This window comes from Streptomyces sp. NPDC041108 (assembly GCF_055592645.1).
In genome coordinates, this window is record NZ_JBVIYK010000003.1 from 416628 (window position 1) to 437152 (window position 20525).

The 20525-nt window shown below is 66.5% G+C and carries 17 protein-coding genes and 2 pseudogenes; 8 read left to right on the plus strand and 11 right to left on the minus strand.

Annotation, left to right across the window (positions count from 1 at the left end; all coding sequences use genetic code 11):
- Positions 1 to 109 precede the first annotated feature (109 nt).
- The 3 genes from ACZ6BB_RS11415 to ACZ6BB_RS11425 form a co-directional block, all read right to left on the minus strand.
- Entirely contained in the window at positions 110 to 646 is a 537-nt protein-coding gene (locus ACZ6BB_RS11415; protein ID WP_471615036.1) for a hypothetical protein, read from the minus strand.
- Complete coding sequence (locus tag ACZ6BB_RS11420; RefSeq protein WP_471615037.1) at positions 633 to 1622, minus strand: serine/threonine-protein kinase; 990 nt, start codon at positions 1620 to 1622, stop codon at positions 633 to 635. The genes ACZ6BB_RS11415 and ACZ6BB_RS11420 overlap by 14 nt, the downstream gene beginning before the upstream one ends.
- A 480-nt stretch (positions 1623 to 2102) precedes the next feature.
- Positions 2103 to 3938 (minus strand): phosphoenolpyruvate carboxykinase (GTP), encoded by a 1836-nt coding sequence (locus ACZ6BB_RS11425; RefSeq protein ID WP_471615038.1) that lies wholly within the window; start codon positions 3936 to 3938, stop codon positions 2103 to 2105.
- Positions 3939 to 4286: 348 nt separating this feature from the next.
- Between ACZ6BB_RS11425 and trhA the strand changes: the two genes are divergently transcribed.
- The 4 genes from trhA to ACZ6BB_RS11445 all read left to right on the plus strand — a co-directional run bounded on the left by trhA (position 4287) and on the right by ACZ6BB_RS11445 (position 8162).
- Positions 4287 to 5045 (plus strand): PAQR family membrane homeostasis protein TrhA, encoded by a 759-nt coding sequence (trhA, locus tag ACZ6BB_RS11430; protein ID WP_471615039.1) that lies wholly within the window; start codon positions 4287 to 4289, stop codon positions 5043 to 5045.
- A 134-nt stretch (positions 5046 to 5179) separates the two neighbouring features.
- A complete protein-coding gene (locus ACZ6BB_RS11435) occupies positions 5180 to 6763 on the plus strand; it encodes a DHA2 family efflux MFS transporter permease subunit (protein WP_471615040.1) in 1584 nt (527 codons plus the stop codon).
- Positions 6764 to 6767: 4 nt separating this feature from the next.
- Positions 6768 to 7403 carry a TetR/AcrR family transcriptional regulator gene (locus ACZ6BB_RS11440; RefSeq protein WP_471615041.1) on the plus strand — a complete coding sequence of 212 codons (636 nt, stop codon included), beginning with the start codon at positions 6768 to 6770 and terminating at the stop codon, positions 7401 to 7403.
- Positions 7404 to 7436: 33 nt separating this feature from the next.
- Complete coding sequence (locus tag ACZ6BB_RS11445) at positions 7437 to 8162, plus strand: Mut7-C RNAse domain-containing protein (protein ID WP_471615042.1); 726 nt, start codon at positions 7437 to 7439, stop codon at positions 8160 to 8162.
- 46 nt (positions 8163 to 8208) lie between these two features.
- Here the strand turns inward: ACZ6BB_RS11445 and ACZ6BB_RS11450 are convergent, their stop codons facing one another.
- The 6 genes from ACZ6BB_RS11450 to ACZ6BB_RS11475 all read right to left on the minus strand — a co-directional run bounded on the left by ACZ6BB_RS11450 (position 8209) and on the right by ACZ6BB_RS11475 (position 16598).
- Entirely contained in the window at positions 8209 to 8631 is a 423-nt protein-coding gene (locus ACZ6BB_RS11450; RefSeq protein ID WP_471615043.1) for a protein NO VEIN domain-containing protein, read from the minus strand.
- Positions 8628 to 9023 (minus strand): DUF6578 domain-containing protein, encoded by a 396-nt coding sequence (locus ACZ6BB_RS11455; RefSeq protein WP_471615044.1) that lies wholly within the window; start codon positions 9021 to 9023, stop codon positions 8628 to 8630. The genes ACZ6BB_RS11450 and ACZ6BB_RS11455 overlap by 4 nt, the downstream gene beginning before the upstream one ends.
- A 136-nt stretch (positions 9024 to 9159) precedes the next feature.
- Entirely contained in the window at positions 9160 to 9585 is a 426-nt protein-coding gene (locus tag ACZ6BB_RS11460) for a multicopper oxidase domain-containing protein (RefSeq protein WP_471615045.1), read from the minus strand.
- Between the two features lie 266 nt (positions 9586 to 9851).
- A complete protein-coding gene (locus tag ACZ6BB_RS11465; RefSeq protein WP_471615046.1) occupies positions 9852 to 10361 on the minus strand; it encodes a hypothetical protein in 510 nt (169 codons plus the stop codon).
- Positions 10362 to 11527: 1166 nt separating this feature from the next.
- Entirely contained in the window at positions 11528 to 16237 is a 4710-nt protein-coding gene (locus ACZ6BB_RS11470; protein WP_471615047.1) for a caspase family protein, read from the minus strand.
- Between the two features lies 1 nt (position 16238).
- On the minus strand, positions 16239 to 16598 hold the full coding sequence (locus tag ACZ6BB_RS11475) for an effector-associated constant component EACC1 (protein WP_471615048.1): 360 nt from the start codon (positions 16596 to 16598) through the stop codon (positions 16239 to 16241).
- Positions 16599 to 16997: 399 nt separating this feature from the next.
- Between ACZ6BB_RS11475 and ACZ6BB_RS11480 the strand changes: the two genes are divergently transcribed.
- From ACZ6BB_RS11480 to ACZ6BB_RS11490, 3 genes and pseudogenes are all read left to right on the plus strand, one after another.
- A complete protein-coding gene (locus tag ACZ6BB_RS11480) occupies positions 16998 to 17225 on the plus strand; it encodes a transposase (protein ID WP_471615049.1) in 228 nt (75 codons plus the stop codon).
- An 84-nt stretch (positions 17226 to 17309) separates the two neighbouring features.
- A pseudogene (locus ACZ6BB_RS11485) lies at positions 17310 to 17498 on the plus strand (transposase); the annotation flags it as partial.
- Between the two features lie 164 nt (positions 17499 to 17662).
- Positions 17663 to 17806 carry a hypothetical protein gene (locus ACZ6BB_RS11490; RefSeq protein WP_471615315.1) on the plus strand — a complete coding sequence of 48 codons (144 nt, stop codon included), beginning with the start codon at positions 17663 to 17665 and terminating at the stop codon, positions 17804 to 17806.
- On the opposite strand, the gene ACZ6BB_RS11495 is transcribed toward ACZ6BB_RS11490, so the two are convergent.
- Entirely contained in the window at positions 17745 to 18248 is a 504-nt protein-coding gene (locus ACZ6BB_RS11495) for a hypothetical protein (protein WP_471615316.1), read from the minus strand. The genes ACZ6BB_RS11490 and ACZ6BB_RS11495 overlap by 62 nt on opposite strands.
- Positions 18249 to 18685: 437 nt before the next feature.
- Positions 18686 to 19501 carry a class I SAM-dependent methyltransferase gene (locus tag ACZ6BB_RS11500; RefSeq protein WP_471615050.1) on the minus strand — a complete coding sequence of 272 codons (816 nt, stop codon included), beginning with the start codon at positions 19499 to 19501 and terminating at the stop codon, positions 18686 to 18688.
- A gap of 55 nt (positions 19502 to 19556) precedes the next feature.
- Here ACZ6BB_RS11500 and ACZ6BB_RS11505 point away from each other — a divergent pair.
- Positions 19557 to 20276 (plus strand): annotated as a pseudogene (locus tag ACZ6BB_RS11505) (GntR family transcriptional regulator).
- The last annotated feature ends 249 nt before the right edge of the window (positions 20277 to 20525 follow it).

The window sequence follows — 20525 nt, forward strand, 5'->3', positions numbered from 1 at the left end:
GCCCATCCAATAGTGGAGCAGGCGACCGGGCGGCCGGAAGGGTTTGGTGAATTCCGCCGGTGGAGTTTCGGCGAATTTCGTCAACTTACGATCAGTACGCTTTTCACTTCTACAACTTGAACACCTGATGGCAACGACTGAACATCTGTCGCGCCCGCTCCACCCAGTCATTGGCCAGTGCGTCGAAGTCCGCCTGCGTGATGCGACACGTCAGCGGCAGGTCGCACACCCCGGCGAGACAGGGGCGCGGCCCGCGCACGTCCCACACGGAAAGCATGGGGATCAATTGTTCGGTATTCCACGCGTTCGACGCGGCCGCAGCGATGGCGAGCTGGTCCTGCCGAAGGAAATGCCCGTCCGTCGCGAAGGCCACGAGGAGTCTTTTGGTGGTCATGAATCTCACCGTGACGATCCGCCCCGCCTCTTGGAGATCGAATCTCAGGGACACGGAAACGGTGTCGTGGACCGTGTGGTAATTCCGCCGGGCGACCCAGTTCTGCACCAACTGCCGCCAGTGCGTGCCGAGGTCGTATATCTCGCCGTTCACCGAGGGATACGAGTCGCGGCCCACGGAGGAGTCGCTGCTCGGGTAGGAGTCCCGGCCCGGGCGGGAATCCCTGTCCGGGTAGGAGTCAGGCACCGTCACGGACCACCGCCCCGGCGACCATGACGTCGGTCAGACCGGCGTCGAGGAGTGCCTGCGCGTGGAGCAGCAGACAGGAGGGGACGGACTCGCTCGTCGTACGGCGCAGATGACGCTCCTTCAGCTCCTCGTACCGCACCTCGATGGTCCGGGCCACCTGCGGCGGCGGCCACACCTCGGCGCTCGCGTCCTCCTCCACCAGTTCGGCCAGGATCTCCGCGAGCGGCGGCCGGTCCTCGGGCCGCTTGGCCAGGCAGCGGGCGATGAGGGGCCGCAGCCCCGCCGGTACGCCGTCGAGCCGGGGCTCTCCTCGTACGACCTCCACGCGCACGCCTTCGCCGCTGCCGTGCGGCGAGCGGCCGGTGAGCGCGTACACCAGGACGCCGCCGAGCGAGAACACGTCGCTCGGCGGACCGACGCGGGCCCCGCGGATCTGCTCGGGCGACATGAACGGCGGGGTGCCGACGACGACACCGACGCGGGTGAGGCCGGGGGCGCCGTCGACGCGGGAGATGCCGAAGTCGATGACGCGGGGGCCGTCCTGGGCGAGCAGGACATTGGCCGGCTTGAGGTCCCGGTGGACCACATGGGCCGCGTGGATGGCCTGCAGCGCCTCGACGAGTCCGGCGCCGAGCGGGCGGACCTGGGCCTCGGGGAGGGGCCCGTCGGCACGGACGGCTTCCGCGAGGGAGGGGCCGGGGACGTACAGGGTGGCCAGCCAGGGGAGTTCGGCCGTGGGGTCGGCGTCGACGACGGCGGCGGTGTAGGCGCCGCTGACCACGCGGGCGGCGGCGACCTCGCGGGCGAAGCGTTCGCGGAACTCGGGTTCGGCGGCGAGTTCGGGGCGGGCGACCTTGACGGCGACCTCGCGGCCGGCGGGTGAGCGGCCCAGGTAGACCCAGCCCATGCCGCCCGATCCCAGGCGGCCGACTATCTTGTACGGGCCGATCTTCAGGGGGTCACTTACGGGTGTACGCACCCCGCTCACCTCATTTCGGGGTTCGGTGCGGATGTCCCGAGTGTCCCGCGAAATCCGTTGCGCGGCAGTGCTTTTCGCCCCCTCCGCCCCTACCCGTCCCATCCTGAAGGGGCTGCGCCCCTTCGACCCCCGTCCGCGGCCCCGGTGGGGGCTGGTCGCGCGGTTCCCCGCAGCCCCTGAGAAGCAGGGGCTGCGCCCCATGCTTCTCAGGCCCGCAGGGCCAGGGCTTTCAGGTCCGCGGGCCGGTGCTCGTAGGGGCGCGGGGCCTGGTGCTTGTACGGCGCGGGGCCTGGTGCTTTCAGAGGCGCGGGGAACTGCGCGAGAAGCCCCCACCGGAGCCGCACCCGCCGACGAAACCCGCACCCCCGAGCCACTGGGCACCCGAACAACAACCCGGTGCACAGAAAATCCGCGACCGGCCGAGGAGACGTCGCTGGTCAGGGCAACCCATATCCGGCCGGTCGCGGAGCAAAGAGGGGCTCAGCCCAGGCGGCTCACCAGCGCCCGGTACTCGTCCCACAGTTCCTTCGGCGTGTGCTCACCGAAGGTGTTGAGGTGCTCGGGCACGAGCGCCGCCTCCTCCCGCCACACCTCCTTGTCGACGGTCAGCAGGAAGTCGAGGTCGGACGCGGACAGGTCCAGCCCCTCCGTGTCGAGCGCCTCCGGCGTCGGGAGGATGCCGATCGGCGTCTCCACACCCTCCGCCCTGCCGTCCAGCCGGTCCACGATCCACTTCAGGACCCGGCTGTTCTCGCCGAACCCGGGCCAGACGAACTTGCCCGCGTCGTTCTTGCGGAACCAGTTGACGTAGTAGATCTTCGGCAGCTTCGACTGGTCCTTGCCCTTGGCGACATCGACCCAGTGGCCCATGTAGTCGCCCATGTTGTAGCCGCAGAAGGGCAGCATCGCGAACGGGTCGCGGCGCAGTTCGCCGACCTTGCCCTCGGCCGCCGCGGTCTTCTCGGACGCCACGTTCGCGCCCAGGAACACCCCGTGGTTCCAGTCGAAGGACTCCGTCACCAGCGGCACCGCCGTGGCGCGGCGGCCGCCGAAGAGGATCGCCGAGATCGGCACGCCCTTGGGGTCCTCCCACTCGGGCGCGATGATCGGGCACTGCGAAGCCGGCACCGTGAACCGGGCGTTCGGGTGGGCGGCGGGCGCCTCGGCGTCCGGCGTCCAGTCGTTGCCCTTCCAGTCGGTGAGGTGGGCCGGAGTCTCCTCCGTCATCCCCTCCCACCACACGTCGCCGTCGTCGGTGAGCGCCACGTTGGTGAAGACCGAGTTGCCCCACAGCGTCTTCATCGCGTTGGCGTTGGTGTGCTCACCTGTGCCGGGCGCGACGCCGAAGAACCCGGCCTCCGGGTTGATGGCGTAGAGCCGCCCGTCCTCGCCGAACCGCATCCACGCGATGTCGTCGCCGATGGTCTCGACGGTCCAGCCCTTGACGGTGGGCTCCAGCATCGCCAGGTTCGTCTTGCCGCACGCCGACGGGAACGCGGCGGCGACGTACTTCGACTCGCCCTGCGGCGGGGTCAGTTTGAGGATCAGCATGTGCTCGGCCAGCCAGCCCTCGTCACGCGCCATGACCGAGGCGATGCGCAGGGCGTAGCACTTCTTGCCGAGCAGGGCGTTGCCGCCGTACCCGGAGCCGTAGGACCAGATCTCGCGGCTCTCGGGGAAGTGGGAGATGTACTTGGTGCTGTTGCAGGGCCACGGCACATCGGCCTGGCCGGGCTCCAGCGGGGCGCCGAGGGTGTGCACGGCCTTCACGAAGAAGCCCTCGGAGCCCAGCTCGTCCAGCACCGGCTGTCCCATACGGGTCATGGTGCGCATGGAGACTGCGACGTACGCGGAGTCGGTGATCTCGACGCCGAGCGCGGAGAGCGGCGAGCCCAGCGGACCCATGCAGAACGGCACGACGTACATCGTGCGCCCGCGCATCGAGCCGCGGAACAGGCCCTTCTCACCGTTCTCGCCCTGGAAGATCTCCCGCATCTCGGCGGGGGCCTTCCAGTGGTTGGTCGGGCCCGCGTCCTCCTCCTTCTCCGAGCAGATGAACGTACGGTCCTCGACCCGGGCGACATCGGTCGGGTCGGACGCGGCGTAGTAGGAGTTCGGGCGCTTGATCGGGTCCAGCCGGCGGAAGGTGCCCTTCTCGACGAGCTCCCCGCACAGGCGCTCGTACTCGGCCTCGGATCCATCGCACCAGACGACGTTGTCCGGCTCGGTCAGTTCGGCGATCTCGTTCACCCACGCCACGAGTTCTCGGTGGGTGGTCGGGACGGTGGAAGGGGGAGCCGCGATGTCGCGCGCCACGATTGCTCCTAAATGAGGGATTTTGTGTTGGAGGCCCCGTGGGGGCTGCGACCCGGATGCTTCATCAGTGATGCCCTTGGCGCTCATCCGGTGTCGACCGCACTCATTTGATCATCCGACGAGAGCGCCCATATGTCCAGAGGGCCTCACACCTGAGCATCGTGACCATCACCACTCGCCGAACCCTGCTCAAGAGGTTTCCCTGCGTCACCGCCGCTTCACCGCGAGTGCCCGCCGACACGCCCCGGCATCCCCTTCCACGGCTCCGCGTGAGATGATGGCCACTTCCGAGCGTGCGAACAGCTCGCCCGGTCCCGTAAGTTACGGTTCCGTAGGTACGATGCAAGCATGACAGCGTCCGTCCCCGATGCGCACCCGGAGACGCCGGCCGACAGCCGCACGTCCGACGCGCGATCCCTGCCGCACCAGGTCGCCGACCAGATCACCGACGAGATCCACCAGATCGCCGACGAGATCAAGCCCAGACTCCGGGGCTGGCTGCATCTCGGCATGTTCCCGGCCGTCCTCGTCGCAGGACTGGCGCTCACCGCCCTCGCCGACTCCACACGCGGACGCATCGCGTGCGGGATCTTCGCCCTCACGGCCTGTCTGCTGTTCGGCGTGAGCGCGCTGTACCACCGGGGCACCTGGAGCCCGCGGATGGACGGCATCCTGCGCAGGCTGGATCACGCCAACATCTTTCTGATCATCGCGGGCTCCTACACCCCGCTCACGATGCTGCTCCTGCCGGGCGCCAAGGGTCAGTGGCTGCTGTGGGGCATCTGGGGAGCGGCGGTCGCCGGGATCGCCTTCCGCGTCTTCTGGGTCGGCGCCCCGCGCTGGCTCTACACGCCCTGCTACATCGCGATGGGCTGGGCGGCCGTCTTCTTCCTGCCGGACTTCATGCGCACGGGCGGCATCGCCGTCCTCGTCCTGGTGATCGTCGGCGGCCTTCTCTACAGCGTCGGCGGAGTCATCTACGGCCTCAAGCGCCCGGACCCGTCACCGCGCTGGTTCGGCTTCCACGAGGTGTTCCACTCCTTCACCCTCGCCGCGTTCGTCGTGCACTACGTGGGGATCTCGATGGTGGCCTACCAGCACGGCTGACCCTCCCGGACGACCGGACACGCCCACTTCTCGGTGGCCGCGGCTTCACGCCGCGGCCACTTTTGCGTGCCCGCCCACACACCTTCACCTCCATCAATTGACATGAACCATCTTTTGAGAGCTACTCTCATTTCATGGAGACTGTCATCACCTCTTCCCAGGCTCGGCCCGACCCCCGCCGCTGGTGGGCCCTCGGCGCCCTCGTCGCGAGCATGCTGGTGCTCGGGTTCGACATGACGATCCTCAACGTGGCGCTGCCGACCATGGCCGGGCAGCTCGGCGCCACAATCGGTGAGCAACAGTGGATGGCGGACGCGTACGTCGTCGTCTTCGCGGCCCTGATGCTCCCGGCCGGACTCCTCGGCGACCGGTTCGGGCGGCGGCGCATGCTGATCACCGGGCTCGGGATCTTCCTCGCCGGGTCGGTCGTGGGCGCGCTGGCCCAGGACGTGAACGCGGTCGTCGCGGCCCGCGCCGTCATGGGGATCGGTGCCGCGCTGGTCACCCCGCTCGCCCTGTCGGTACTGCCCTCGCTCTTCGCCCCCGACGAGCGCACCAAGGCCGTCGGCATCGTCTCGGCCGGCTCCACGCTCGGCCTGCCGCTCGGCCCGATCATCGGCGGCTGGCTGCTCGACCACTACTGGTGGGGCTCGGTGTTCCTGATCAACATCCCGATGGCGGCGATCGGCATGGCCGCCTGTGTCTTCCTGCTGCCCGAGACCCGGGATCCCGCCTCGCCCAGGGTCGACACCGTCTCCACCGCCCTCACCGCGGCCGGCCTCGGCTCCCTCGTCTACGCGATCATCGAGGCACCCACGCGCGGCTGGACCGACCCGCTGGTCCTGGGCATGTTCGCGGTGTCGGCCGTCCTGATCACCGCGCTCGTACTGCGCGAACGGCGGGCCGTACGCCCCCTGCTCGACATGGGACTGCTCGCCCACCGCGGCTTCCTCTTCAACGCACTCGCCGCGACCCTCGTGATGTTCGTGCTGTCCGGCCTGATGTTCGTCCTGCCGCCGTACCTCCAGGCCGTCCTCGGCAACGACGCCCTGGGCACCGGCGTGCGGCTGCTGCCCCTGATGGGCGGCCTGCTGGTCGGCGCGCGGGTCGCGCAGCCGGTCGTGGAACGCTTCGGGTCCCGGTTCGTGGTCGGTGCGGGCCTGGTGGTGCTGGCGTTCGCCGCGCTCCTCGGCAGCCGTACGACGGTCGGCTCCGGCTACGGGTTCACGGCGCTGTGGCTGTCGTTGGCCGGCGCCGGCTTCGGGCTCTCGGTCGTGCCCGCGATGTCCGGGGCGCTCGGCACCCTGCCCGCCGACCGGGCGGGCAGCGGCTCGGGGCTGCTGATGACCTTGCGTCAGGTGGGCGGGGCGATCGGCATCGCCCTGCTCGGCAGCCTGCTCGCGGGCGTCTTCCGGGACCGGCTCGACACCGCCGGGCTGCCCGCTTCGGCCGCCGAGACGGCCGGGGACTCGGTGGTGGCGGCCCATGTGGTCGCCGAACGGGCGGGCGTGGCCCCTCTTCTCACCTCCGCGAACGCCTCGTACGTCCACGGCATGGGCCTCGTCCTGCTGGTGTGCGGCGTCACGGCCCTGGTCGCCGCGCTGCTGGCCGCCGCTCTCCTGCCGAGCGCGCCGACGGCGAGCGAGGGCGAGAGCACCGGCGTCGGCGAGGACACCGGCCCTGACCTGGCCGACTCACCGGCCGATGCCCGACAATGACCGCATGACGGCCGCACGCCCCAGCACCCCCACCCCCACCGACCGCCCCCCGCTCGGCCTCCGCGAGCGGAAGAAGATCAAGACCCGCGAGGCGATCCGCGCCGCGACCTACGCGCTGGTCGAGGAGCAGGGCTACGACGCCACGACGATCGAGCAGATCGCGGACCGGGCGGAGGTGTCGCCGTCGACCGTCTTCCGCTACTTCCCCACCAAGGAGGACATCGTCCTCACCGACGAGTTCGACCCGCTCCTCCTGGAGGAACTGCGGAACCGGCCGGCGGACGAACCCTGGACGGACAGCATCCGTCACGTGATGCGGGAGGCCGTACGCACGGGGGTCGAGGAGGACGCGGCGGTGGCGCGGCTGCGCACGCACCTGATGGTCCAGGTCCCCGCGGTGCGCTCGCGCATGATGGAGAGCATGTCGGTGACGGGCCGCATGCTCTGCACCGCGATCGGCGAACGCACCGGCCGGGACCCGGACAGCCTGGAGGTACGGGTCTACGCCATGTCCCTGATCGGCGGCCTGCTGGAGACGTCCCTCTACTGGGCGGAGAACGGCCACCGCGACGACTTCTCCGCCCTCGTCGACCGCACCCTGACCACCCTCGACCACGGCCTGCAGCGGGAAAATCCCTGAACCCGCGCCCCTCCCCCGTGCCATCCTGACCAGGTGAAAGCCGCCGAGATCCATATCGAAGTCGCCCCCGAACTGGCCCTGTTCGTCCCGCACGGCCGCCGTGCGGGCGCGACCCCGCTGGCCACGGACGGGGTCTCGACCCTGGGCCACGTGGTCGAGTCCCTCGGCGTCCCGCTGACCGAGGTGGGCGCGCTGGTCGTCGACGGCCGCGAAGTCCCGGCCTCCCACGTCCCGGCACACGGCGAGTCGGTGACCGTACGCCCGGTGGAGCGCCCCCAGCGCGTCCCCGGTGCCCCGCTCCGCTTCCTCCTCGACGTCCACCTCGGCACCCTCGCCCGACGCCTGCGCCTGCTGGGCGTGGACACGGCCTACGAGTCGACGGACATCGGCGACCCCGCCCTGGCCACCCGCTCCGCCACCGAACAGCGGGTCCTGCTCAGCCGCGACCGGGGCCTCCTGCGCCGCCGCGAACTGTGGGCCGGCGCGTACATCTACAGCACGCACCCGGAGGAGCAACTCGCGGACGTACTGGCCCGCTTCGCCCCCGACCTGCACCCCTGGACCCGCTGCACCGCCTGCAACGGCCTGCTCAGACCGGCCACGAAGGAGGAGGTCGCCGACCGTTTGGAGGGCGGCACCCAGAAGTCGTACGACGTCTTCGCCCAGTGCGACGCGTGCGGCCGCGCGTACTGGAAGGGCGCGCACCACGAGCAGTTGGAGGCGATCGTGCGGGAGGCGTTGAGGACGCGTTCGGGGTGAGCGGGGAGGGGGACGTCTGGGTTGCTTCACCTGTCGTGTCCGGTTGTTACGTCCGGTCCTGGGGGCGTGCCCTGCGACTTGTCCGCCTCGGTCCGTCTCCTGACGCGGGCCACTCCCGAAGGGTTCCGTGCCGGTGCTCCAGCGCCAGCGCTTCACCGCGGGCCGTACGGCTGAAGGCCTTCACCTCGATCAAGCGAGGCGGACTCTCGATGTCGTACGGGAGGCCCGAGGTGCGGACGTCCTTCGGATCCCGGCCGGCGGCTCGTTCCAAGGCCATCACGTGCGCGATCGCGGCCTGCTCCGTCTCCTTGTTCCCCACCATGCCCCCTACGGTCGGCAGACCATGCTGCCGTGAGGGCCCTCGGCTTGGGAAGTCGTGGGCAGGCGGGGCCGATTTCGACGCTGACCGGGGTGAACTGGCAGCCTTGATCTGGTGCGCTGTGGAGCGACTCCCGCTCAGGTCCGTCATACCTCCGACTTGATGAGCCGGGCTGTCACCAGGTAGCCCGCGAAGCTGACGTCTGGTTGCCTCGTCGCCCAACCGTTCGCTTCGCTGACGGGCACCAGCATGCTGGTGCCCGAGACCGGGCTCAGAACGTTGGTCGTGCCGTCCGGGGGAATCGCGTAACAGCAGTGGACCTCGGTGATCGTCAGCACCTCCAACGAGGTCGGCGTGCGCTCCCCCTCTTGGCCGTGGTGTTCCTCGCGGAAGTCGATGCCGGTCGCACGTTCGTTGCCGACGACGTCGGCGTAGTCCTCCGGGTTCACCTCCAGCAGGTTCCACGAGACCACGTCCCCCGGCGCGAAGGATTCCCCGCAGCACTGGAACTGCCAGTCATCGACCCAGATCGTCCACGTCATGACGCCATTGTCCGCAGGGACATCCACTCTCACCAGGGCTTATCCGATGTACGAGCCTGCGCCCGATGCGTCGGAGCCGAAGCCGACCACCTCCACGCCGCTCTGCGCCTACCCCTGGACGAGGGCTCGTGCCCCCTCAGTCCACGTGGTCGGTGTGAGGTCTGCCCGGCCTGTCGCCCGGTTCCAGGACCACGAGCTGGCCCATCAGGCCCTGGTCCTCGTGGCTGAGCAGGTGGCAGTGGTACACGTACGGCGTTCGTCGGTCGGTGGGGGCGCGGAAGCGGAGGGCGAGGCGGACGGGGGTGTTCGGTGGGGTGTGGACGGTGTCCTTCCAGCCGCGCAGCGACTGCGGTGGGGGCGTGCCGCCGATGGTCGGGACCTGGAACTGCACGTCGTGGACGTGGAAGTTGTGCGGCACACCGTCCCCCGCGGTGATCTCCCGGATCTCGGTGGTGTCCCTGGTGGCGGCGAAGTCGATGCGGCCCATGTCCATGCCCCGGCCGTTGGTCCGGTTGCCGGCGAGTGCGAAGGTGCGGGTCGCCGCGACGGTGGGTGCGCCCACCGACCACGCACGCGTGTGTCTCGCTGCACCCCCACCGGCCTTGGCCACGCTGCCAATGCCGTCGACCAGAGCGAGCCACGACGTGCCGGGCCGTTACGACGATGCCTGAGCCATCAGCTTGGGAAGCTGCGAGCATTTGTGGTCGGTTAGGGGCGGTGACCTGGGTGAACTGTTGGGTGGTGGCCTCGCCGGGCGGGGCCGCTTTCACCGTGATTCCCCGCTGTTCCCCGCTCGTTCTGGTGCGGTTGTGGTGCGGGTGGGCACAGCTACAGCGACGACCGCTGGGGTGGTGTCGGCCGGGGCTGTCGCCACGGAGTCCGGCGCAAGCGCCTTCGGAAGGTGCCAGTCGGCGAGGGGTCATAACTGGCGTCGTCCCACAGCCTGCGCAGGTGCCTGAACTCGTAGTCGCGGCCAGCCGCTGAGTCCTCACAAGTTTCGGCCCAGAGGCGGTCGAAAGGTGGCCGGCGCATCTGTGAAGAGATGGCGCCGCTCCAGTCACGCCAGGTGTCGTCGGAAACCCAGCCCTGAGCCCGCAAGTCAGCTTCGTCCTCACTGAGACGGAAGTACAGACGGATTGCCATTTCCTCCTGCTCGTTCAGTTCGGGTGTGCCTATGCCGCGAAGGGTTCGGGGCGACAGCTTGTCCAGCAACGACCAGTAGCGAGCAACGTAGAAGTCCTCGACCTGGCGAACGCGCTGCGTCCGCACCTGCCAGATCGCGAGTCCCGAGGCAACCGACGCCGTGACCAGGGTGATCGTAAGTGAGAGCCACTCCATGATCAGGAATTGTGAGGGGTGAAGACCAAATCCACGACGTTGTGACCCTTTCGTGACTGGAGACCAGCCGACGTTCGACACCGGTGCTTCGGACTCGATGCCTCCAACACGCTTTCCAACTATGTTGGTGGGGTGGTGGGCGTCGTTCGAGGGCGTTCACTTGGGTTCATGGGCGGCTGGCCGCCGGTGTGGGGACGGCTCAGGATCCCGCCTGAACGCCCGTAAACGGCGCTGAATGAGCCGAAAATTGAGACGGTCGGTGGGGCCGGACTCTCTAGCATCGTCGCTATTGAAGGGCGAGTCATGGCACTGGTCGGTAAGGGATCACGACGGATCGTTGTCGACGGCACGGTCTACCGCTGGCGGCTGCGAGGCCGGCCTACGTACTGCCAGGGGCTGGCCTGGTCGCCATGTGCGTTCGCGGTGGAGCATGCGAACACCCCGGGGACGACGCTCGTGGTCATCACCGACCAGCCGCATCCGAGCGATTGGATCGGCCGCGAGGCTGAGCCTGTACTGCCGTCCGGTGTCGCCGAGGCTGTTCGGCTTGCCTTGCGTGAGGGTTGGACTCCGACGGCTCCGGGCTCCTCGTTCCACCTCGACCAGTCCACTGGCTTCACGTCCTCGTCCTTAGCGGTGTAAAGAGTGAGCACCGCTTTAGGAGTTCGATCCGGCGCCTCAATGGTCGGCCACTGCGAGGCTTGAGCTAACGCTTACGACTGCCCGGAGTTGTTGACGTCCAACATTGTTGATGTCAGCCCTGGATGTCAGGGAACTCTGCCTGTTTCGGCTACGGGCAGCAGTAGGTGGGCGGCACGGTGGATTCCGGATACCACAGAAGTTCGATCAGAGGGCGAACATAAAACCCGGTAAGGAAGGGAGGCGGCTGCCGTTGTGTACCCGAGGCCGTTGCCTTACAGGCCGTTGACTTATGCGGCGAATGTCAGATGTCTACGGCGCGCGGGTCCACACCGCTGCTGCTTCCCACGGGTCCAGGAATGCACGAGGAACTGCCGTTCGGTCACGCTAGTGTCACACAGATGTCCTGTTACATCACTCCGTCGAGCCGGCATCTGCTGCGGCAGCGAGAGACGCTTACGCACACGGACGTTTCTCAGTTGAGGCCGGCTGTTTTTCGACGGCCAGCTCGGTCGGAGCAATATCGATCACAGCTGCCTGTTACTGATCACTTCAGAAAGCCGCTTTGCTGCTTTTAGAGAGTTCTCTGTCGAGTGCCTCTGGACGAAGCCGAGGAGAATATTTCCAAGCTCTTCACAAGAATATGGATACCCCTGCCCCAGCCTCAGAACATCGCTCGCATCCTCGCCCCACACTAGTGACGCGATGGCCAGGACACGTCCCTGCCCCATGGCTGACTGGACACGGTCGGACCAGGTGTGCGTGCTGAGCGAGACCACTGCGTTGAAGCAGGACCATGCACTCAGCAGACTCATTTCAAGGCACTGTTCCTCCCGTCCCTCGGCGGGCCTGCGGAAGGGCGGGGTTTTTATTCCACATGCCTTAGACGGTACGAACCCGCACAGCCATTCAGCCTGCTCCAAGTACAGCAACGCCAACTGGTGGACCGATTCCACATTTGCGCCAGCCGCCTCCAAAGCTGAGGTGAACGGTTGACCTTCGGCGCCGGACGTTTCCTCTCCCAGGTCGGAAAGAGCTGCCGCCAACTCGAAGAAGTGTGCGTTCTTTTCAGCCGTGAACAGGGCGTCCAAGTCGAAGGTAGCGTCGGACCGGATGGTAGATGACGGAGCATATGCCCGTGCTGCCCGCAGGCGCAGGACGGAGCTCCAATGCCCGGGTGCGGCCTGTGGCAACTCGGCGAGTTCACGGCGTGCTGTCTCCAACAGGCGGCGTTGCGACTCTCCCGGAAAGAGCGTCCACAGGGCATGTCGGAGCAGAGCGTCGGCACGGATACAGATGAGCTCGCCGAGCCTATGCTCAGGAATGTTTTTGCGCTTCGGCTCCGCGGTTTTGGCTGCTTTGTGGAACAGCCCTGCAGCCAGCTCGTCCTTCGCTCTCAGCACGTTGAACTCGGCTACCGGACGCGGTTGCTTACCATTCAGCGAGGCATAGATCCGCTGAAAAGCCTGCACATCGATGCCCCGCCCGGTCGCATCCGCCTCCTCATGAAGGAAACGGTGCTCCAAGGCCCGGTGCATCCTGAACCATGTGATGTCCTGTCCGTAAGACTGCCCGAAGGACGCGATCTTGGCCCGACGCTCGTCGTACGCCAACCGGATCTGCTCTGTGTGGTCGTCGCTTGGTGCATGCTCCAGAGCCCGAGGCCCTGGCAGGGCGAGTGGTGACTCCGCCTCGTGAATCAACTCCAGACCGCGAAGGTTTGCCCAGGCATCGCGGGCATCGGGGTTGGAAGCCGCCCTAACACTAGTGGTCCACTGCTCGAGTGCCGGTCCCGCGCAATGAGTAAGTGCTCCGGTCCAAGATCGCTCACGGATCAACGACACAATTGTCAGCCAACCCCTCAGGATCATCCAATTGGAAGTCTCTGTAATAGCTTGGTCCAGAGCTACTTTAAGGCTTTTCAGGTCGCGCAGCAGCTCGCAGTAGTCACCTTGAACGTCTCGAATCGAGGCAGTGACTGAGATAAAGAAGGCACTGAACGCGAGTTCATCTTTGGCGGTGACGGTTGGGCTGGATCCCACGAACTGGGCAATTTCGTTAAGCGCCGAGAGCCGCTCCTCCGCTGACAGGGCAGTACGGTTTCGCTTGTAAATGTTAACGATCCGCGCAGCGGTCAGCCACCGTACGGATGGCGGAGGCGCCTCCTTGTGGGCTTCACTCTCACTCGTGAATAGTGCGGATAGAAGAGCGCCGAGCACCTTCTCCGCGTCCTCTTCGTGAAGAAGGCGGTCAAGCATGTCTTCAAGCTCGCGCGAAAACGAAAGGTAGCCGGATTCTTGTCCGTGCTGTGACGCCTTGAGCAGGTGCTTTGCCTTCTCCTGCGAACCCCGGCTGATGCGGGCATGCAACAGGCTTAGTCGACGCATCAGATTCAGGAGCCCGTCACCGGGATTTACCTTGAACGACTCCTCCAAGCTGTCCATCAAGGACTGGACGCGTTGTGCGGTGTTTCTGAGTATCTCATCGTCATCAGAAAGGTCAGCAGTCGCCAAGCCCCAACCAGCCAGGGCGAGGATGCGGCTCGTGCGGCCGAATGAATAGTCCTGCACGGATGTGGCGGAGGTAAGGTCCAGCACAAGGGTGCGGAATTCGATGACATCGTCGAGCGCGCCAAGGCTGTTGGCGCATATGGCAGTTAGCCGATCGAGTCGGTTGATGTCCTTGTGACTCATCAACGGTTTACGCAAGACTCCTTCCCAGATCTGCGTAAGCACCTGGGAGAGGTTGTCATGGATCCCTGGCGTTTCGGCTGAGAGCCGGGAGAGGACGTTGAGTTGCGCGATGCCCATCTGGAGCGGGGACAACGGTTCGCGGGTCACCGGGCTTGAGTTCTCGCGCAGTGCGGCGAGTTCGGCTGCGGCGTCATCGAGGTCGACCGGAAGGATGAGTGCCTCATCTGAGCGAGCCAGCAGACTAGCTACGACGATCGATCGAGTGTTGGATCGTTCCGTGCTGGCCGATCTCCCCTTGATTTCGTCCAGCTCGTCGAGCGCCTGCTCCAGCGCCCGCACCATCAAAAATTCGTCTTCTTCTTGCCTGGTGCCGGTGTACTCGTGAATATGATTGAGCAAGTGGGCCGTTGCCTCGCCGATGATCTCATCCACGCGTGTCTCGTCGGGCTCGGGCGCTCCGAGCAGGCCCTCCGGGAGGCGGTTCCTTCCGAACCGGTCACTCGGAGGCAGTTGCAGTCGTCTGTGGATTTCCCTGAACGCCTCTGCCGCAGCTGGGCCGATGACTACATGTGATGACATGTCGTCCGCAACCTCATTGATCACCACGCCCGATTTACGCAACCACGGGATGGCACTCTGTAGGAAGCCGAGTTTCGTGGGCAGGTCGGTCGCCGAGAGGGGTGGTGATCCCAGCTGTGTCCAGGCGAGAAGAAAAGCGAGTGCACCCGGGCCAGCGCTCTCCTCGAGACGGCAACCTGCCTCTATGAGGGCCGGCTCGACCACATAGTGAATGGCGCGCCGTATCTCCTCGGCGAGCATGCCGTTATCCGGTTCCGCGTCACCTACGCTCAGGCGACGGTTCAGATTGGCTACTGCCTGCCGCAGCACCACCGGACGGTGTGCGATGGACTCCTTTTCGAACAATTGAAGTGCGGCCGCCGGGTCGAGGCCCGTTATGCTCCGCTCCTCGAGCAGGAGGCGCAGCAGCTCGGCAGCCTGTTCGGAGTCGAGCGCAGGGACATTCACCACCGCCGACGGGATGAGTTGACCGCCGCCGTCAAGGCTTTCCAGATCTCTAAGGGAGACAACGAGAACGAGTGCATTCCGGAATATCGGATAGTTCAAGAGCCGCTCAAGGTCGTCATAGACCTTCCGATATTCTGAGCGAGTCGCGCGGAAGGTGATGTACAGGACCAGGGGACGGTCGCTGGCGCGCATGTTCAGCTCAGCAACTGCCTGTTCACGGGCCTCCGTGAAATTCTGGTCGTCCAGAGGGACGCTACCGTTCCGGTAGCGGGTGAGCCCCAGTGCGAACTGCAGTGCGCGCAGTGCGGGGACTGGGCTCTTATACCGGATAAGGTCTAGATCGAGTTGCAGCACATAGGGATCCTTGGGCATGGCCGTGCGTGAGCCGTCTGGTGCACTAAGAAACATCTCGACGAGATGCCTCTTACCTACTCCTGGCTCCCCCGTGATCGGCACGACGTTCTGCGGCCTCGACTGAGCCTGGAGCCGGGCAAACTCCGTCGGACGGGGAACTATGGGGTGTGGAGGAGTGTATTCCCACGGCCATTTCAGCCCGCGGGGAGCAACCTTTTTGGTGAGGGGGACGGACTCGGTTGCCTCGACGAGGTGTTCAAGGCTGGATACTGCCGTGCTTGGCGCGGCGTGGTCAGCTTTGACTGATGGTAAGGGCGCCTCTACCAAAGTGGATTTTTCGAATGCCTTATTGGGCAGCCACGGATGATCCGCTACATGACCGTACAGTGTGAGCGGTGTTGGTACCCTTTTTTCCAGGTCGACGAATTTCAATCCATTATTGTGGTTGTCCACCTGCTGTTTCACGGATAGGGCGAGGTCGCTGAGGCTCAAATAGGGATGGCTACGAGGCGCGGGCCGCCTGGCGGCTTCAACGAGCGCGGATGTGAAGAAGCTGGGTCCGTCATCGACGGGCGACTTGGCCTTTAAGCCCTTGTCTGCGGCTACCAGCAGTGTGATTTTCTCGGCCGATTCGCCGGGTTGTTGCAGCATCCGAGGTACGTTTAAGGCGGCCGCCCCCGCGTGGCAACAATCGAGGATGACCATGATGTGGTCGGCCTGCACCTGTGGGTCTTGCAAAATGCTCGCAATGAGACTGAAGGGCAAGCTGCTGTAGCGGTCAGTGATGGAATCCGTAGTGCTCAGCGCGAGGTACAAGCCTTGCCCACTGGGCGGATCAATTGTGTATCCGTGTCCGGAATAATAGACGATCAAAAGGTCGGAAGACTCGTTCGATTCAAGCACGGCATTGCGCAGTGCTCTTCGGACGAGATCAACTGTGAGTGGGCCATTCCGGTCGCTGACGGTGTCGCAATTACGGCTTGGTAGACCCCACTCGTCCAAGAGATCACGCATGGCGTCAAGGCTGTGTGGCACTGAGGGCAGGTCGCTGAGCCCGTCCTTCTTGAAGCCTGCCTGGTAGGTGGAGCACCCGATGAGGACAGCCCGTGATCGCTCCGGATTGAAGGGCGTAGGCTCGCCGGCCATGGCCAAGTCGTTACTCACTTCAGTCCGTGTCGGGCTCCGTGCCCTCCTCTAGGAGGGCAGACAAGGCCTCTAGCGTCTCTCGGTCGAGTTTCGTGGTCGTCACCTGCACGGTGCGCCTGCCGTTGGACACAGTCCACGTGCTGGGTTGGAAGCGCGCTTCCAACCATGCGCCGAACACCGAAAGCGAAGTTTCGATCAACTCCCGGTTCTCGCTGGCGAACGCGATCGCGTCGTGGAGTACGCCCATGTCGCCGGGAGCGCCAGACTTGGCCAGCAGCCGGGGCTTGAGATCGGCCCCGCTCGCATGCCGATTGAGCATCTCCAAGAGGGCGACGACATCGTCGTCAGTGCCCTCTTTGCAGGTCAATGTGAATTGCACAGCAACGCCCCCCCACGGCCCGGATATCCGTAGTAGATCAGCATAGCGGTCGGTCTCCCGGTTGGCACGAATGCGGCTGACGGTAGAGGGGCGGAGTGCGCTGCCAGGGTCGTGATCAAGCCGCGTGTCTGACTGGCCGTTCTCTATCCGGTCGTGCGCTCGGTCTGGTTCGAACGGTGTGCTGGATCGGGTGACTTGTTGGCTGGTGGGGCATAGAGGAAGGGCCTCCTGGTAGCTCGCGGTTGTCGAGTCCAGCGAGAACAAGAGGCCCCGTTGTCGAAGTGTCGCGTGGTCGTGGTTGCCGGGTCCAGTCCGTCCACTCCTGGGTGTGACTGCCTCGCCCATCGGTTCGGGAACGCGGCCGACCGGCCAGGGCGCCGACCCCGGTACGGCTCGGACATGAGCGATACGGAGTGGGCACTGGTGCGGGATCTGCTGCCGGTGCCGGGATGGCTGGCGGGCCGGGGAGGCCGTCCGGAGGGCTACTGCCACCGGCAGGTGATCGACGCGGTGCGCTACCTCGTCGACAACGGCATCAAGTGGCGAGCGATGCCGTCCGACTTCCCGCCCTGGCCGCGCGTTTATGCCTTCCTCGCCCGCTGGCGGGATGTGGGGCTGGTGACCTAGCTGCATGAACGTCTGCGCGAGGCCGTCCGCCTGGCTGAGGGCCGCAGCCCGGAGCCGAGCGCTGGGGTCGTGGACTCGCAGTCGGTGAAGGCGGACGCCACCGTCACCCATGCCTCGCGAGGTTTCGACGCCGGGAAGAAGATCAACGGGCGCAAGCGGCACCTGCTCACCGACACCCTCGGACTGCTTCTGGCCGTGCGGGTCACGCCGGCGTCCACGACCGACCGGGACGCCACCCGCAGCCTGCTACCCGCAGCAAAGGATCACTTTCGGCAGTTGACGCGCATCTGGGCCGACGGCGGTTACACCGGCCACCTCACCGACTGGATCACCCAGCGCCTCGGAGTCATCCTCGACATCGTCCGTCGCAGCGATGACGTCCAAGGTTTCAGGTCCTGCCCCGATGCTGGGTCGTCGAGAGATCCTTCGCCTGGCTCCTGCGCAGCCGGCGCCTGGTCCGTGACTACGAGCGACGCACCGACACCAGCGAAGCCGTCATCCTGTGGTCGATGGCCATGCTCATGAGCCGCCGCCTGGCCGCCCAGCGCCAGCAGCATCCTGCTCCGGCGCGGGCAGCATGAACCTGCCCGGCTTCTCCTCGACCAGCCAGCCCCGTTCCACCAGCCGTTTCAACCGGGCCCTCGCTCCCTCGACACGGGAAGCGGAAGCACTGTCCCAGCCCAGCACCACCGCTGCCCGCCGGGCACCCAGCCCGTCTCCTCCCGCCTCCAGGGCGGCGGCCATCAACGCCTGGTAGTCCACCGACAACGCCTCAACCCCGGCCGCGTCGACCCGGTGAGGCACCGCCCGGCGTGGTCCTACCGGCTTCTTCTGCAACACGACGGCCACGGTGGGCGCATCCTCCTCGGCCAGCGCCTCCAGGTACTGTTCCAGGCCGATCACCCGATGCCGGAACACCTCTTCCGCCGCCGCCAGAGCTGCCCGCAATTGCTCCAGCTCGGCTTCGAGTTCCTTCACCCGCACCGCCGCGGCCTTCTGCCGCGCTTCCAAAACCGCCCGCATCGACGGCATCTGACACCCCCATGACACCTCGGTCAGCAACGGAGCGAGACTTCCATACCAACCGCCATCTCATGCCTGACCAGCAGAAACCGCACTTGGGGTTCGGAAAGAGAACGACCTCTAAAAGCCGTGGAGCCGACCGCCCCAGCCGCGACGTACCCCTTCTCTGGCATCAGGCGGCTGATTGCTGTGCGCGCGGCACGGGCGTCGGCCAGGCTGGAGCGGGACGCAGGCAGGAGCGCAGGCCCGGCCGGGGGCCGGGCCGCGCGGGGAGCGGAGCGAACCCCCTTGAAAGCCACTAGAGAAAGTTGTAACTCAGTCGGACTGCTGGGTCTGTCCGGTCCTGGGAGATGCTTTGAAGCTTCGGTCCCAGCTGATGGTTGACAGTGGCCGTGTCTCGCTTCTCTGGGCACGTCGTTGCAGCGTCTCAGCGACCGTCATTCCGGCCGTTGGCCGACCGCCAAGAGATGCGAGCTCGCTGACAGCAGCTCTGAGTACGGCTCGGCCATGCGCGCTGCGGTGAGGGCCGATTCGAAGAGGGGTGAGTCGGTGAGGGACTGCCCCGTGTGGCGTTCCGTGGCGGCCAGGAGGGACCAGGCGGGGCCTTCGATGCCGTAGACCTCTGCGGAGGTGAACCCGGCCGTGGTCACCTCGTCGAGGAGTTGGGCGCCCGTGTGGAAGTACGCCTTCGTGAACGCCTTCTTTCCGTCGTGGATCTGGGTGGCGAGGATGGTGGAGATGCTGCCTCGCAAAGGCTCCTTGTGGAGGTGGGCGAAGGCGGTGTGTTCGAAGAGGGAGGCGTAGCGGTTGATGCCTGCCGCTGCGAGGAGGCCGCCCGGCTTGAGGACGCGGTGGGCCTCGGCGAGTGCCCGGTCGCGGTCCGTGCGGTCGGGGAGGTGGTAGAGAGGGCCGAGCAACAGGACCACGTCGTACGAGGCGTCCTCGGCCGCGAGGTGGCGGGCGTCGCCCAACTCCGCCGTGGCGCCGACCCCTTCGGCCTGGGCGACGTGGCGAGGGATCGGGTCGACGACGTGGACCTCGTAGCCGTCCGCCACCAGCCAGCGGGCGTGCGCACCCGGGCCGCCGCCCACGTCGAGGATGCGGGCGGGCGGGGGCGGAAGGTGACGGCGCAGCAACTCCTGGGTGCGGATCAGCTCCAGGTGCCCGTCGGCGGTCCTCGACAGCCGGTCGGCCTCGTCGATGGTCTCGGAGTAGAACCTCACGATCTCCGGCGCTACCTCAGGGCTCGTCATACGGGCATTCTGGAGGCGCACCGGTGGACCAGTCCAGTGATCGGAAACGAGACCCATGCCGCAGCTGAAGTACGAGCAGATCGCCGAGGATCTACGCACCCGGGTCGCCAACGGCGAGTTCGGACCGGGCGATCTGCTTCCCTCCGGCCGCGATCTGGCGGAGCAGTGGGACGTGTCGAGAGCCACTGTCGTCAAGGCTTACGACGTGCTGCGCAACGACGGTCTGGTCAGCGCGCGGCAGGGTGCTGGATTCGTCGTCGCCGAGACTCCTGTCGCCCGGCCCGCCGGTGCGCGCCGCGCTGGTTCCACACGGTTGACGGGTGGTGCCCCGTACCGGCGTATCGGCGCCCCCGACCGTACGGTGCCGCCGCCGCACGTGGCGGACGCGCTGGCACTGGAGGCGGGCGAGGAAGCACTGCGGAGGATCCGTCTGGTGCTGCTCGACGACGGCTCGCCCCACACGCTGGTGACTGCCTGGTTCCCGCCCGCCATCGCGGACGCGGCCCCGCGCCTCGCTCTGAAGGGACCCATCGCAGAAGGGACAACGCACTATGTGAGGCGCGCGACAGGGCGCTCGCCCGTGGAAGGGACGGACGTCACGACGGTGCGGCTGGCCGACGGCGAAGAGGCCCTCTTGCTGTAGGTGGAAAGGCCGGCGGCGGTGTCGGTGGTGCTGCATGTGGCGTTCGACCGTGACCGACGTCCGCTCGTCTGCGAAGAGGGCGTGACGGCGTCGCATGTGTTCGAACTGTCCGACAACTACCCGATGCGGTAGGCGAACTGACGTTCCGCTTGACTGGACCGGTCCACCGGTCCAGTCTCTTTTTTGGCGCCGCACATGGAGCCCTCTGCCGCCGTCGAACCGCGCCCGGCAGGGACACAGATGACCCCGGCTGCAGCTCGCCTCGGCACCGGGGCACGGCCGATCCGGCAAGGAGACCGACCATGCACCTTCTCTCACGGGCACTCGTACGGGTGAGGGCGGTGCTCCTCGGGCCGTCCACTCCCGGCTGTGCGACCCACG

Coding starts and splice junctions, on each gene's coding strand:
- trhA (WP_471615039.1), top strand. CDS start 4,287: ATGACAGCGTCCGTCCCCGATGCGCACCCGGAGACGCCGGCCGACAGC.
- ACZ6BB_RS11435 (WP_471615040.1), top strand. CDS start 5,180: ATGGAGACTGTCATCACCTCTTCCCAGGCTCGGCCCGACCCCCGCCGC.
- ACZ6BB_RS11440 (WP_471615041.1), top strand. CDS start 6,768: ATGACGGCCGCACGCCCCAGCACCCCCACCCCCACCGACCGCCCCCCG.
- ACZ6BB_RS11450 (WP_471615043.1), bottom strand. CDS start 8,631: ATGACGGACCTGAGCGGGAGTCGCTCCACAGCGCACCAGATCAAGGCT.
- ACZ6BB_RS11455 (WP_471615044.1), bottom strand. CDS start 9,023: ATGACGTGGACGATCTGGGTCGATGACTGGCAGTTCCAGTGCTGCGGG.
- ACZ6BB_RS11465 (WP_471615046.1), bottom strand. CDS start 10,361: ATGGAGTGGCTCTCACTTACGATCACCCTGGTCACGGCGTCGGTTGCC.
- ACZ6BB_RS11480 (WP_471615049.1), top strand. CDS start 16,998: ATGAGCGATACGGAGTGGGCACTGGTGCGGGATCTGCTGCCGGTGCCG.
- ACZ6BB_RS11495 (WP_471615316.1), bottom strand. CDS start 18,248: ATGCGGGCGGTTTTGGAAGCGCGGCAGAAGGCCGCGGCGGTGCGGGTG.
- ACZ6BB_RS11500 (WP_471615050.1), bottom strand. CDS start 19,501: ATGACGAGCCCTGAGGTAGCGCCGGAGATCGTGAGGTTCTACTCCGAG.